Origin of the sequence: Scopulibacillus daqui, from assembly GCF_016908855.1 — a bacterium.
Classification (GTDB): Bacteria; Bacillota; Bacilli; order Bacillales; family Sporolactobacillaceae; genus Scopulibacillus_A; species Scopulibacillus_A daqui.
The window spans coordinates 54,235-67,620 of sequence record NZ_JAFBER010000005.1; the positions used below are offsets into that span (position 1 = coordinate 54,235).

General features: G+C 42.2%; 13 protein-coding genes. 10 read left to right on the forward strand and 3 right to left on the reverse strand.

Features of this window, described 5'->3' with window-relative positions; genetic code table 11:
* Position 1 precedes the first annotated feature (1 nt).
* The 3 genes from JOD45_RS05550 to JOD45_RS05560 all read left to right on the forward strand — a co-directional run bounded on the left by JOD45_RS05550 (position 2) and on the right by JOD45_RS05560 (position 2,409).
* The gene (locus JOD45_RS05550) at positions 2 to 655 is read left to right on the forward strand and encodes an ABC transporter permease (protein WP_205002879.1); all 654 of its coding nucleotides are present in this window, start codon (positions 2 to 4) and stop codon (positions 653 to 655) included.
* Between the two features lie 18 nt (positions 656 to 673).
* Positions 674 to 1,618: an osmoprotectant ABC transporter substrate-binding protein gene (locus JOD45_RS05555; protein WP_205002880.1), complete on the forward strand. Its 945-nt coding sequence runs from the start codon at positions 674 to 676 to the stop codon at positions 1,616 to 1,618.
* Positions 1,619 to 1,731: 113 nt separating this feature from the next.
* A complete protein-coding gene (locus JOD45_RS05560; RefSeq protein WP_205002881.1) occupies positions 1,732 to 2,409 on the forward strand; it encodes an ABC transporter permease subunit in 678 nt (225 codons plus the stop codon).
* A gap of 92 nt (positions 2,410 to 2,501) precedes the next feature.
* Here JOD45_RS05560 and JOD45_RS05565 read toward each other — a convergent pair whose 3' ends face one another.
* Positions 2,502 to 3,224, reverse strand: coding sequence for a WecB/TagA/CpsF family glycosyltransferase (locus JOD45_RS05565; protein ID WP_205002882.1), 723 nt, complete (start codon positions 3,222 to 3,224; stop codon positions 2,502 to 2,504).
* 229 nt (positions 3,225 to 3,453) lie between these two features.
* Between JOD45_RS05565 and JOD45_RS05570 the strand changes: the two genes are divergently transcribed.
* The 7 genes from JOD45_RS05570 to JOD45_RS16925 all read left to right on the forward strand — a co-directional run bounded on the left by JOD45_RS05570 (position 3,454) and on the right by JOD45_RS16925 (position 10,258).
* Positions 3,454 to 4,587 (forward strand): HAD family hydrolase, encoded by a 1,134-nt coding sequence (locus JOD45_RS05570; protein WP_205002883.1) that lies wholly within the window; start codon positions 3,454 to 3,456, stop codon positions 4,585 to 4,587.
* Between the two features lie 185 nt (positions 4,588 to 4,772).
* A complete protein-coding gene (locus tag JOD45_RS05575) occupies positions 4,773 to 5,870 on the forward strand; it encodes an ABC transporter ATP-binding protein (RefSeq protein WP_205002884.1) in 1,098 nt (365 codons plus the stop codon).
* A gap of 289 nt (positions 5,871 to 6,159) precedes the next feature.
* Entirely contained in the window at positions 6,160 to 7,164 is a 1,005-nt protein-coding gene (locus JOD45_RS05580; protein ID WP_205002885.1) for an FUSC family protein, read from the forward strand.
* Positions 7,165 to 7,213: 49 nt separating this feature from the next.
* Entirely contained in the window at positions 7,214 to 7,528 is a 315-nt protein-coding gene (locus JOD45_RS05585; RefSeq protein ID WP_205002886.1) for a winged helix-turn-helix transcriptional regulator, read from the forward strand.
* A gap of 123 nt (positions 7,529 to 7,651) precedes the next feature.
* Complete coding sequence (locus JOD45_RS05590; RefSeq protein WP_205002887.1) at positions 7,652 to 8,956, forward strand: aminotransferase class I/II-fold pyridoxal phosphate-dependent enzyme; 1,305 nt, start codon at positions 7,652 to 7,654, stop codon at positions 8,954 to 8,956.
* Positions 8,957 to 9,126: 170 nt separating this feature from the next.
* Positions 9,127 to 9,663 carry an HD domain-containing protein gene (locus tag JOD45_RS05595; protein ID WP_205002888.1) on the forward strand — a complete coding sequence of 179 codons (537 nt, stop codon included), beginning with the start codon at positions 9,127 to 9,129 and terminating at the stop codon, positions 9,661 to 9,663.
* Positions 9,664 to 9,856: 193 nt separating this feature from the next.
* Positions 9,857 to 10,258, forward strand: a complete 402-nt coding sequence (locus tag JOD45_RS16925; RefSeq protein WP_239549102.1) for a hypothetical protein — start codon at positions 9,857 to 9,859, stop codon at positions 10,256 to 10,258.
* Positions 10,259 to 10,330: 72 nt separating this feature from the next.
* Here JOD45_RS16925 and JOD45_RS05605 read toward each other — a convergent pair whose 3' ends face one another.
* Both JOD45_RS05605 and JOD45_RS05610 read right to left on the reverse strand, forming a co-directional pair.
* Positions 10,331 to 11,041, reverse strand: coding sequence for a cytochrome c biogenesis CcdA family protein (locus JOD45_RS05605; RefSeq protein WP_205002889.1), 711 nt, complete (start codon positions 11,039 to 11,041; stop codon positions 10,331 to 10,333).
* Between the two features lie 311 nt (positions 11,042 to 11,352).
* Positions 11,353 to 12,777 (reverse strand): aldehyde dehydrogenase family protein, encoded by a 1,425-nt coding sequence (locus tag JOD45_RS05610; RefSeq protein WP_205002890.1) that lies wholly within the window; start codon positions 12,775 to 12,777, stop codon positions 11,353 to 11,355.
* Between the last annotated feature and the right edge of the window lie 609 nt (positions 12,778 to 13,386).

The window sequence follows — 13,386 nt, forward strand, 5'->3', positions numbered from 1 at the left end:
TATGGATAGTGTCATAAAGTTTTTGTCACAAAACTGGAGTGAGATACTCATCAAGTCATGGGAACATTTATATATTTCTCTCGCCGCCGTCCTTCTGGGCATCATCATCGCTATTCCGCTCGGGATCGTCCTTACGCGAGTCCCGAAAATCGCCGGATTTGTAATGGGCATTGTCGGCGTCATTCAGACCTTCCCAAGCCTTGCCATACTGGCCTTCTTTATTCCAGTCCTCGGTGTCGGCCAAGTACCGGCGATTATAGCGCTATTTGTCTATGCACTTTTGCCGATTTTAAGAAACACATATATAGGCGTTAGAAGCGTCAATAAAGGCATGCTTGAGGCAGGACGCGGCATGGGCATGACAAGCTGGCAGCGGATTGTCCATGTGGAATTGCCTCTTGCCGTCCCAGTTATAATGGCCGGGGTTCGCCTGTCAACGGTTTACTTAATCGGCTGGGCAACGCTTGCTTCATATATTGGCGCAGGCGGACTGGGCGATTATATTTTTGACGGCCTCAATCTGTTCCGAACCGATTATATTATCGCGGGTTCTGTCCCGGCAATCATTCTTGCATTGATTGCTGATCTTTTGTTGGGCCGTCTAGAAAGATGGGTCACACCCAAAGGGATTAGAAACTCTAAGGAAGCCATTTAGAAGGAGGTGTTTCAAAAATTGCTTAAACATAAATGGAAACTGTTATTCACTCTAATAATCGCAGTTGCATTACTCAGCGGATGCGCTTTGCCGGGTTTGAGCGGCCCCAAAGAAGACACCATTACCATCGGTGCACAAAATACGACGGAATCCATGATCGTCAGCAGCATTGTTCAACAAATGATCGAACATGACACAAAATTAAAAACAGAACTAATCAACAATCTTGGCTCATCTACGGTGTCCCACAATGCGATGATAAGCGGTGAGGTAGATATTACCCCGACGCGCTATACGGGCACTGATCTAACCGGTGCATTAGGAATGGAACCCGTCAAAAATCCTAAAAAAGCGCTGAAAATCGTACAGCAGCAGTTTGCCAAAAGATTTGACCAGACATGGTTTCCTTCGTATGGCTTCGCAAACTCGTATGCTTTTACAGTCAGAAAGGATCTAGCCGATAAAAATCATTTAAAAACCGTATCCGACCTTAAAAACATTGCCCCTCAGCTTAAATTAGGCGTAGACAGCAGCTGGCTGAAGCGCAAAGGGGACGGTTATGATGGATTTGTGAAAACATACGGTTTTCATTTCGGGCATACTTATCCGATGCAAATCGGCTTAGTCTACCAAGCATTAAAAAACAAAAAAATGGACGTTGTACTTGCCTACACGACGGACGGACGCATAAAAGCCTTTAATCTCGTTACTTTGAAAGATAATAAAAGGTTCTTCCCGCCGTATGATTGTTCGCCGGTTGTCCGCAATGATGTGTTGAAAAAACATCCGGAAATTCGAACCGTTCTCACTAAGCTTGCGGGAAAAATCAGCACAAAACAAATGCTCGAAATGAACTATGAAGCGGACGTGAAATTAAAAGAGCCATCGGTCGTTGCTAAGGAATTTCTAGAGAAACATCATTACTTTGATAATAAAGGAAACCCGCCGGCTGAAAATAAATAGTCAAGTCAGACACTTGGCCGCCACTGATTTGGGGTCTAAATTAAGCCTCTATAGATTTGGCGGCATTGATCCGGTTTATCTTTCTTAAAGTATGAATAAGGCAGGTGATAGTTGTGGAAACACTAAAGGAACTTTGGACATACTACGGACAAAATGGATGGTATGTTTGGGAAGAATTTTACAAGCATTTTCTGATGTGCGCTTACGGCGTTATGTTTGCAGCTGTCATTGCTATCCCGGTCGGCATCATTATCGCCCGATACAGCCGGCTCAGCACTTGGGTATTGACACTCGCAAATATTATTCAAACGATCCCGGCGCTGGCGATGCTTGCCCTTCTGATGCTAGTCATGGGACTTGGCGCTAATACCGTTGTTTTCTCACTATTTTTGTATTCTCTCCTACCTATTATTAAGAACACGTATACAGGCATTCGAAATGTCGACAATGCACTTCTTCAATCAGGGCGCGGCATGGGCATGACAAAATTTCAATTGCTTTGGATGGTAGAACTGCCGCTGTCTTTGTCAGTCATTATGGCCGGGCTAAGAACCGCCTTAGTTGTTGCCATCGGTATTGCTACGGTTGGTACATTTATCGGAGGGGGCGGCCTCGGCGACATTATTGTCCGCGGCACAAACGCCACTAACGGAACAGCCATTATTTTAGCGGGGGCAATACCTACAGCCTTAATGGCAGTCATTGCCGATATTTTGATGGGCTGGCTGGAGAAGCTTCTTACACCTATAAAAAGAAAAAATCTAAAACATGCGGAAGATCCTGCATCATAACAAAAATCCACTCGGATCCTTAACCCGAGTGGATTTTAATATACTTTATTAAAAAGCTTTTTTCAGATGGGAATCAATAAGGAAGCGGACTGTTACCTTATGAATTTTTTCTTGATAGCTTTCAGCATAAAGATCGGCAGCACAGACATTCTGCGCCATCTTGACGGCTGTTGGCACAAACGGTACAACCATTCAAGATTAAATTTTTGCCATATCTTAGGCGCGCGTTTGAGTTTTCCGGCAATCACATCATAGCTGCCGCCGACGCCCATAAACAAACCATGATTAAAGTCCTTCAAATGTTGATGAATCCATTGCTCTTGCTTTGGAAAACCTAGTCCGACAAACACAATGTCAGGCTGTTTTTGACGAATTTCATTCACAATGGGCTTATCGTCATGAATATACCCATGATGATAGCCGGCTATATTTAGCCGAGGGAAATCCTTTTGAATTTTACTAACCGCTTGCTTGATGATTTCAGGTTCCGCCCCGAGAAAATAAACAGAATAACTTTTTTCCTCAGCAGATTTTAACAGTTCCTGCATAAGGTCAAAGCCTGTTATTCTTTCCATTAACGGCGTACCCAAAATCCTTGAAGCAATGACAACGCCGGCCCCGTCTGGCGCAATATAATCCGCTTCGTGAATGATTTCGCGATATTGAGAGTCTTGGCCCGCATACATGATAATCTCCGGATTTGCCGTGATGATAAATGTTTTTATGCGGTTGGCCAATCTATCATTTAAGTCTTGAACAAACGAATGAATATCCGAATTTATAAAATGATAATCCATGACTTCAGTAGTTCTCATATCAGTCAACTCCTACTTTATAAAGTTATTTTTTCATCTATTAAAATCGTACCGTAGGAAATGACGTAAAAAACATCTAACTACTAATATATCATGGATAACAAAAGAAGAACATATCAAACTATAACCAGCAAGGGAATTTAAACCCAATAGATTGGGATAAGCTTATGCCTGAGGCAATTAAATGTTAAAATAGTGAATACATTTAGTCATTATCGCGGGGGGAATTATGTTTAAAACAATCTTATTTGATATCGACGGCGTTCTTTTAAGTGAAGAACGTTACTTTGATGCTACTGCGCTAACGGTATACGAATTAATTTATAGTTCCAATTATCTTGGCTTAAAGCCTGAATTATTTGCCTCTCAGCCTTCGGAAGAACAAATACGTAAAATCAGAAGCCTAGTGTTTGACAATGATCATGTCTTGCATTTTATGAAATCGCGCGGCATCAACGCCAATTGGGACATGGTTTACCTTGCTTTTTCCTATCAGCTGATTCTATTATTAGAGCCATTGGCTAAGACTCACAAAGATGTTATCAAGAATTTCCTACATGGAAACATAAGTCTTAAGGATTTACAAACATTAGGCCAATTAGTTAAATCATTGGATATCAATGCCGAACCCGACTTTCCTGCTTTTATTCACGATTTTAAAAAGGGAAATGCAACTAAGCAAGCATTAATGACCTATTTGAACGACATCGTTAAAGATAAAATCGGTCTTTCAACTTCACAATTTTCGCGGAACAGTTCTTTATGGCGCATATGCGAAAAAGCTTTTCAAGAGTGGTATCTTGGAGATGAAAAATTTATTCAAGATGAAGGCATTCAACCCGTCCAAGCCGGTAAACCAGGGTTTCTATCCAGCGAGATTCCGATTGTTGAACCGGCTCATCTGCAAAGACTATTTCAAAGTTTAAAAGACAAAGGAATAAAACTCGGCATCGGCACTGGACGTCCAGATATTGAGACCATTGAACCGTTGGCTTCAATAGGCGTTCTTGAATACTTCAATAGAAGCTGCATTTCAACCGCTACCGACGTACTAAAAGCTGAAGAAGAGCATCCGGAGCGTTCGCCGCTGGCTAAGCCTCAGCCATTTACTTATATAGCGGCGCTTCTAGGTAAAAAGTGCAGCGATCCAGACGTATTAAATCATCCGCTCCCTATCGAAAACGGCCGCGACATTCTTATCGTCGGCGATTCTGTCGCTGATTATTATGCCTCGCAATCAATGGGATGCACGTTTGCTGCAGTATTGACTGGGTTGTCAGGACAGGCCGCCCGCTCTGAATTTGAAGCCCTGCGTACAGATTATATTTTAAATAACGTCATGGAATTGCTGAATATTGTATAAGCGTCTCTAAAGTTTCTTGTTGGGCTGCACCCCGGAAAAGTGACCGTCATATGATTGAAAAATCAAGACTTTGTATGTATGGTGATGCATTTGCTAAAAAGCCTGATTAAAGACAAACGGTCAATATACCATCAATTCTGAATAGTTATAGTTTAAATAGGCTATTTTAGACAGGGGGCAATGTTATGGCCAGCATTACTATGAAACATATGAAGAAGTCATATGATAATAAAACTTATGCTGTTAAGAATCTTAATTTGGATATTAAGGATAAGGAATTTATCGTTTTTGTCGGCCCATCAGGCTGCGGCAAGTCGACAACGCTTAGAATGATTGCCGGACTTGAAGATATTACAGACGGCGAGCTCTACATCGGAGATAGATTAGTCAACCAAGTTCCGCCAAAAGACAGGGATATTGCAATGGTTTTCCAAAACTACGCCTTATACCCTCATATGAATGTTTATGATAATATGGCGTTTGGCCTGAAAATGCGAAAGTTCAAAAAAGACGAGATTAAAAAGCGCGTAAACGAAGCGGCCCGTATTCTAGGTCTTGAAGATTATCTTAACCGGAAACCTAAAGCGCTCTCAGGCGGACAAAGACAGCGCGTTGCTCTAGGGCGCGCCATTGTTCGTGATCCGCAAGTATTCCTTATGGATGAGCCGTTATCAAACCTGGATGCCAAGCTGCGCGTCCAAATGCGTTCAGAAATATCTAAACTGCATCAGCGCCTGCAGACAACAACCATTTATGTCACCCATGACCAGACAGAAGCTATGACAATGGCCACTCGTATTGTTGTGATGAAAGATGGCGCTATTCAGCAAGTCGGTTCGCCAAAAGAAGTTTACGATTCACCTGAAAATGTCTTTGTCGGCGGATTTATCGGATCGCCGGCCATGAATTTCTTTCAAGCAAAGCTTACCGGCCACGAAGTGATTGTTGGCGATGTTAATCTTAAAGTGCCCGAAAGCAAGATAAAAGTTCTTCACAGCCGCGGCTATGTTAATAAAGACATCATTCTCGGCATTCGTCCCGAGGATATTCATGATGAGCCTCGTTTTATTAATCATTCCGGAGGCAGCGCCTTCACAGCTGCTATTGACGTTGCCGAACTGATAGGCGCTGAAACGTATTTGCATTCTAAAATGAATAATGAACCATTTATCGCCCGGGTTGATTCACGAAGCGATATAAAGAGCGGCCAAAAATTGAAACTCGCTTTCGACATGAATAAGGCGCATTTCTTTGATCGTGAAACAGAGAAAAACATTCATTAAGGTTGGTTCCAGACCCATTTCTAAACATAACGGCTGTGAGTTCCCCGCTTGCAGCCGTTATAAAAAAACAGCTGTACGGATAAAGCCCCCATAATCCCGCAAAAAAAGTTTTTTGTCAAAAATGACTGGCCATTTTCCCCCTCACTTTTCTCATGAATAATCAGAGATGGTTTCGATGACAACGGGCAGCAGCTGAGTCCGGCGATATTTCTCACGAATAGGCTTCCTCGCAGCCGCAAAACCTAAACAATGATCATTTTTAATCATTTACATGAGCGGATGGGTAGACATGACAAAAACAATCACGCAATTTTTCAGCAAAACGAGTATCATATGGCAAACGGCCCTGGCTTGTGCGGTTTCTTGGCAGCTTGCCAAATGGTCCGGTTCAAAAGATCCCTTTTTGGCACCGCTGACATCCATTTTATGTTTGCAGCCAACTATTGATCAATCCATTCAATTCGCCTTTCAGCGCATAGTAGGAACGAGTATCGGCATATTGATCATTGAATGCTTTGTTCAATGGCTGAATGTAAACTTTTGGACACTCTTTCTTGTCATACTCATTTCAGTCGGCATCGCCTATTTGATGAATTTCAATAATATCGTCATTCACCAAATCGCACTAAGTGTTTTATTAGTATTCCTTCTTACCCGCCAATCCCATGAATATGCTATAGACAGATTAAGAGATACATTTATAGGAGCAGTGACAGCGGTTATTGTTTGCCTGTTTTTATTTCCGCCTAACCTAACAAAGAAAGTCAAACAATCGTTATTAACCTTTACGGACCACCTTTCCGATAATTTTACCGATTTCGCCGTTTGGATCGAAAACGGCTGCAAAATAGACGAAGGAGAACAAATTCAACATCATATAAAGCAGCTTTTAAAAGAATCTCATCAAGTATCGTCTGAATTAGAAAAAGCGTTGAATCATAACCGCTTAAATATTTTTGCCAAAAAAGACCTCGTTCGCTTAAGCAAGCATCAGCAGAATCTGCTTCGTCTTAAAAATGGCTGCGCTCACCTTTCCGGGATGCTCAGAACAACGATGGATTGGGCATCTTCCGGCAGCATGACACCTTCTGACCGGCAAATGTGGGCCGGATACATGCACCAATTGGCAAGCTATATCCAAGCATGGAAACAAACAATGAACAATCAATCGGCTTACTTTAATCATATGAAAACGGATATACATCTGCCTGCCAATATGGATAAAATCCAGTATCGTTACTCGCTTTACAATGCCGCCAATGAATTTATTGAGGACTTTAAAAGCTTATCGTAAGCAATTATGCTAAAATTTAAGAAAAGCATTTTATCGGAGTTGAGCGGATATGAAGGAATCCATGCATTTATGTCCACGATTTGAATCGGCCTTTGAAATATTAGGGAAAAGATGGACAGGACTCATTATAAGAGTGCTCTTAACAGGCCCGAAACGTTTTAAAGATGTTTCTGAGAGTATTCCTCAGTTAAGCGATCGCGTGTTAGCGGAGAGATTTAAAGAACTCGAAAAGCAAGAAATAATCCGGCGAAATGTCTATCCAGAAACACCGGTGAGAATCGAATATGAGCTAACAGACAAAGGAAAGTCACTGCAGCCTGTTATGGATGCCGTACAAGAATGGGCGGTAAAATGGATTGAATAGCAGCCTTTTAGTTTTTGCCTGACTAAAAGGCTGCCATTTATGTTACAGCACAAGTTTTTTATGTTAAAATAATATGATCATAAAAGTCTGATACTTCCTATTGTTGAAAGGATGTTCAAGAGAATGAAGCCAATTGCAGAACAGTTGAATAACGTTTTAAAATCTGAAAACCAGCACGTCTTAGATATGCTGTCCCAACTCGGAAAAGAACTATTTTATCCGAAGGGAATTTTAAGCCAATCAGCTGAAGCCAAACAATCAGCGCATAAGTTTAATGCAACGATTGGCATGGCTACAGAAAATGGCGAGATGATGCACCTTGATCTTATTCAGAAAACATTATCTGATTATGAGCCAAAGGATCTATATCCATATGCGCCGCCGGCAGGAAAGCCCGAGCTTCGTTCTGAATGGCGGAAAAAAATCATTCGCGACAACCCATCATTAAGAGATAAAACGTTCGGCACCCCAATTGTGACTAATGCGCTGACACACGGGATGAGCATTGCAGCTGATCTATTTGTCGACCATCAAGATCCGGTTATTGTACCTGACAAATATTGGGGAAACTATAACTTCATTTTTGAACTTCGCAGAGGCGGCAGATTAAACACATTCCCTCTTTTCAACGATCAAGAAACGTTCAATGTCGAAGGGCTTCGCGAAGCGGTATTTGCACAAAAAGACCATGGAAAAGCTGTCGTGGTGCTAAACTTCCCGAACAATCCGACTGGCTACACACCGCATGAAGAAGAAGCAGAAAAAATCGTTTCCGTTTTATTAGAAGCGGCAGAAGCCGGCATGAATATCGTGGCCGTTACAGATGATGCTTACTTCAAATTGTTTTTTGAAGACTCAATTAAGGAATCCTTATTTAGCCGTCTGGCAAATCTGCACCCTCGCATTCTGGCGGTCAAAGTCGATGGCGCAACTAAAGAGGAATTTGTTTGGGGCTTCCGTGTCGGTTTTATTACTTTTGCAAGCACCAGCTCTAAGGTCGTGGATGCGCTGGAACAAAAAGCAACCGGACTAATCAGAGGAACAATCTCAAGCGCCTCTCATCCGTCACAGACATTTGTATTAAAAGCCTTGCAGTCCCCAGAGTTTGCGGAGCAGCAAGATGAAAAATGCAATATCATGAAAAAGCGGGCCAATAAAGTGAAAGACGTGCTGAACAATAACGAAAAATATCGTCAGCTATGGTCATACTACCCGTTTAATTCCGGATACTTTATGTGCCTAAAATTAAAAGAAGTCAATGCAGAGGAAGCGCGCAAACATTTATTGGATAAGTACGGCGTCGGGGTCGTTGCCATTAATGCAACGGATCTGCGGGTCGCCTTCTCCTGTGTTGAAGAGGAAGATATTGAAGAATTATTTGAACTTATCTACCAAGGCGTTAAAGATTTGTCAGCCGTTCGTTCATAAATTGCAAATACAAGCCAGTCCCTTGCTTTCATTAAAGTGAGCGGCTGGCCTTTTTGTTTAATCATTACGGTTGCAATATAAAGCAAATCATGCTATATTCTTTTGCAATATATTCATTAGGACTTTATCAAACTTTCAAATAAAAAACTAAACAGAAAGGAGTTATCAAGATGAGAAATGTAACGTTAGAAAAAGTTTTTACACATCCGGTGGCACAAAAATATTTAAACCGTTCTGGAATGGCACATGCCGTAGCAGTGGCCGAATACGCGTTTTCGTATGCTCAAGAATATCATGTTGATCCAGATCTCGCAGCGAAGGCCGGCCTTCTTCATGATATCGGCCACTACACATGGTACCATAATGGCAAATGGGATTTTCAACTTTATAAAGATAATGATATCCATGCCATCAAAGGCGCCAACCGCGCGCATAAGCTGTTAATCCGTTCTGGCGAAAACCGCCGTGCCGCAAAAGAAATTGCCCTGGCCATATTGCTTCATACCGATTCTTATCTGCCGGAAGGCGACCTGCATCTCAAACCGCTGCAAAAGGTTGTAGCGCTTGCCGATGAAGCGGATGAAGAGCCGGCTGGCAAGCATCATTATCGAAAGATGGATTACCAAACAGCCCTTAACCGTATCCGGCAGTTAGACCATCGTATTGATCACATGCAAAATATAAAAGGTCAACAGTGCACTAGTTAAGGAAAGCTCTCCTCCATCTCAGAGCTTTTCTTCATTCATAAGCACCCCAGCTCCCCCCTATTTCTTGCCATTAGATAATCCCCTGTCTTTTACAACCCTTAGGCCTATGCATCAATTTATGGATACTTATACCCATAATAAAGAACAATTGAATAGAAATAGAGTAGGTTAAATGGCAGAGGAGGAACCTTTAATGGATTATCAAAATCCCTATCAGCCGCTAATGAATCATCGTCAGGGGCAAGGCGGTGCACAAGGTTATGGAGGCATGCCTTTCACTGGCCAAGGGCAGGGCCAGAGTACAGTACATGAAGGCGGAGGGCCGCAAGAAGGACATGGCGAAGGCGCAGAACTCCATGCACAAGGCGGGATGCCTAGCATCAGTCTATTTCCGCCGCCGCCGATGCCGGGACAGGGATACCCTGTTCAAGGCAGACTCTCAGACACTCAATATATGGTACAGATGATGACAAGGTTGGCGATGTTAGTCGAGCAAAACAATCATCTGCTTCGATCTATGCTTCAGCAGCAGGGCCAAGAAAAGCAAAGGCAAATCGTGACTAGCGGCGGCGGGTCAGTCATTGTTCGTATGTAAGCTGTTTCCCGATCACAGTAAAAAAGCGGCCCTTTTTTTGTTGTTGGATAAAAAGAGGAGCCGCTTCTTTTTTTAAAGTCCTGTAAACCCTCCAAATACTCGGCCGACAAGAAATGAAGTAATCTTTGTCATCCAATTAAAATATAAAAAAATCCCCATGACAATCATGATATAGCCGCCGATTTTCGTTACTTTGCCGCTGTATGTCTTAATCCAATGCATTCTGCCGATAAAAAATGAGAAAATAATAAACGGTACAGCAAAGCCCAGGACATAAGCCATCATATAAAATAAACCTTCGCTTGGATGCGTAACGCCTAAAGCAATGACCGCCGCCAAAATCGGTCCGGTGCAAGGCGTCCAGCCGGCTGCAAAGCCCATGCCGATGATCATGGAACCTAAAAATCCGGATGGCCGTTCACGAAAGGAGATTTTCCTATCTTTCATCAGAAAAGAAGGTTTCAGCCACCCGACAACAACCACTCCAAAAAAGATAATCAGTATAGCGCCTGCTTGACGAATCACATCGCCAAATTGATGAAATAAGCCGCCGATGAATGAAGAGGACAACCCTAATGCGATAAAGATAAGTGAAAAACCCGCTAAAAAAAACAGCGTATGCAACCATGCTCTGCGCTGGAGCAGCCCGTTGTTTTCCTTTAATTCATCTACAGATATGCCGGTAATATAAGAAAGGTAAGCGGGATACAACGGCAATGAACACGGTGAAACAAAAGAAAGCAATCCGGCGCCGAAAGCTATAAATATATTGACATTAGCCAAACAAATCCCCCTTTCTTAGTTATTTTTTATAGCATAAGAAACGATAAGTGCCATTCAGCCTCTCTCTATTCAAGTCCGCCAATCTCAGAGAGATTCATTAACAGATGTATGCTGAAGTGATAATAATAAGAATAATCGATTATATTAACTATTTTTCTATACTAAATGCATCATTTCCTTTAAATTTTCTATTCTTATTCATCTTCCAGTTATCTTCCTTAAATTTTCCTAATGCAAGAAGCAAGCCATCACTGCTTATCAAAAAAGCCGAGGTGCTATCGAATCGATAACCCCCTCGGCTTTGTTTAATCCTATGAAGGCATTCCCAAAACAGCTTTCACTTCAAGGTATTCATTGATGCCATAATCGCCCCATTCTCTGCCGATGCCTGATTTCTTATATCCGCCGAACGGCGCAGAGAAGTCAGATGGCGCTTTATTGATTCGAATTTGGCCGGCCCGAATATTAGAGGCCGCTTTCTTTATTGCTTCCGGATCTTTGCCGACAATATAGCCTGCCAATCCGTATTCGGTATCATTAGCGATTTCTAGAGCTTCATCTAACGTTTCATAGGTGATGATCGACATGACTGGACCAAATATTTCTTCTTGGGCAATCACCATATCATTTTTTACATTAGTGAAAACAGTGGGCTTGACATAATAGCCCGTTTCAAGCCCTTCAGGTTTGCCAAGACCGCCAACAACCAATTCCGCTCCTTCATCAATTCCTTTTTGAATGTAGCCTTGAACCCGATCCCATTGCTTTTTGGAAACAAGCGGACCGACAAAATGTTTGTCATTTGGGTCACCAACCGGGAACTTCGGCAATACGGCTTTGACGGCTTCGATAAAGTCATCATGCATGGATTTTGGCACAAGCGTCCGTGTTGCGGCTGTACATACTTGTCCCGTATTCATAACAACATTTGAAACCGCAATTTTTGCCGCTTCTTTTAAATCGGCATCTTCTAAAATAATCAACGGCGATTTACCGCCAAGTTCAAGGGCCACTTTTTTAATGGTTTTCGCCGCATTTTCCATGACCCTTTGACCAACGGCAGCAGAGCCGGTGAAAGAAACAAAGTCAATGTCCGGATGCGCGCTAATGCCGTCGCCAATAACTTCCCCTGTTCCATTAACAAGGTTAAAGACACCTTTTGGCACACCCGCTGCGTCAAAGACTTCTGCCAATATAACAGCGGCAAACGGTGTTATTTCTGCCGGCTTCAGCACAACCGTGCTCCCGGCAGCAAAGGCGCTGGCAATTTTTGTAGATGTCTGGTTTGTCGGGAAATTCCAAGGTGTAATCAGTCCGCTTACACCGATGGCTTCCTTCTCTATGAGTGTACCCCCGCGCCTTTCTGTAAAGGAAAAGTCTTTTAATAATCGCGCCGTTTCACGAAAATGATTCAGCCCCATTTCATAATGCACTTTCTCAGACATTGAACGAGGAGACCCTAATTCCTCGGTAATCGCATCGATAAAATCATCTTTCCTCTTCTCATATTCATCGGCAATATTCTCAAGCAATTGAACTCGTTCTTCCTTAGAAGTTTTCGAGAACGCCGGAAAGGCCGCCCGCGCTGCTTTTACCGCACGGTCAAGATCTTCAAGCGTGCCTAGACTGATTCGGCCGGCAACTTCCTCCGTTGCTGGATTAATGACATCCATCGTTTCCGTACCTGTAGATTCGATCCATTCACCATTAATATAGTGCTTCAAATATTCTCGCATGCTGGCAAAACCCCTTTTTAAACAGCTTTTTATAGATGTATACCCTTACAAAGGCCAGGTTGAAACATTCTTATACCGAAAAATAGCCTTGTAAAATATATATAATGTTCAGAAATATGGGAATGAACAAAGAAGAATATATGTTATATAGATCAGAATTATAGAAGTAAGTCAATCAATAGGCGCTTTAAAAGGAGAAAAAATCCATGAACATGAAGATAAAATATTATGGTTTCCATCATGCGGAAAACATGATGCTATCGTTCTTGCCTCAGCACAAAAAGCCCGCTTAGCCTTTTTTAACATTTTTGTCCAATAGGTTATATTCATTTCGAGTGCTCCAGCATCCCTCTTTTCAAAACATTTTATCACTTCCTTTTAGGGGAAAATAGAGAGAACCGGCCTGTTACAATGAGGCAGCTGGTCTTTCTTGAGGGCGTTTGACTTTTTTCATAGCACTTGTTATTGATTTAAAAAGTGAGACTGTTTGTATGCCAAAAACACCTGCTGCCTTTCTGTTAGCAGGCTCCCTTTTACTATATAGATATTCAGTTTGATATTTATCATAAATCCGAATTTAATTCGTTATTAAATAGTTAACCAAAAAAG

Coding starts and splice junctions, on each gene's coding strand:
- JOD45_RS05550 (WP_205002879.1), top strand. CDS start 2: ATGGATAGTGTCATAAAGTTTTTGTCACAAAACTGGAGTGAGATACTC.
- JOD45_RS05565 (WP_205002882.1), bottom strand. CDS start 3,224: ATGAGAACTACTGAAGTCATGGATTATCATTTTATAAATTCGGATATT.
- JOD45_RS05570 (WP_205002883.1), top strand. CDS start 3,454: ATGTTTAAAACAATCTTATTTGATATCGACGGCGTTCTTTTAAGTGAA.
- JOD45_RS05575 (WP_205002884.1), top strand. CDS start 4,773: ATGGCCAGCATTACTATGAAACATATGAAGAAGTCATATGATAATAAA.
- JOD45_RS05580 (WP_205002885.1), top strand. CDS start 6,160: ATGACAAAAACAATCACGCAATTTTTCAGCAAAACGAGTATCATATGG.
- JOD45_RS05585 (WP_205002886.1), top strand. CDS start 7,214: ATGAAGGAATCCATGCATTTATGTCCACGATTTGAATCGGCCTTTGAA.
- JOD45_RS05590 (WP_205002887.1), top strand. CDS start 7,652: ATGAAGCCAATTGCAGAACAGTTGAATAACGTTTTAAAATCTGAAAAC.
- JOD45_RS05595 (WP_205002888.1), top strand. CDS start 9,127: ATGAGAAATGTAACGTTAGAAAAAGTTTTTACACATCCGGTGGCACAA.
- JOD45_RS16925 (WP_239549102.1), top strand. CDS start 9,857: ATGGATTATCAAAATCCCTATCAGCCGCTAATGAATCATCGTCAGGGG.
- JOD45_RS05610 (WP_205002890.1), bottom strand. CDS start 12,777: ATGCGAGAATATTTGAAGCACTATATTAATGGTGAATGGATCGAATCT.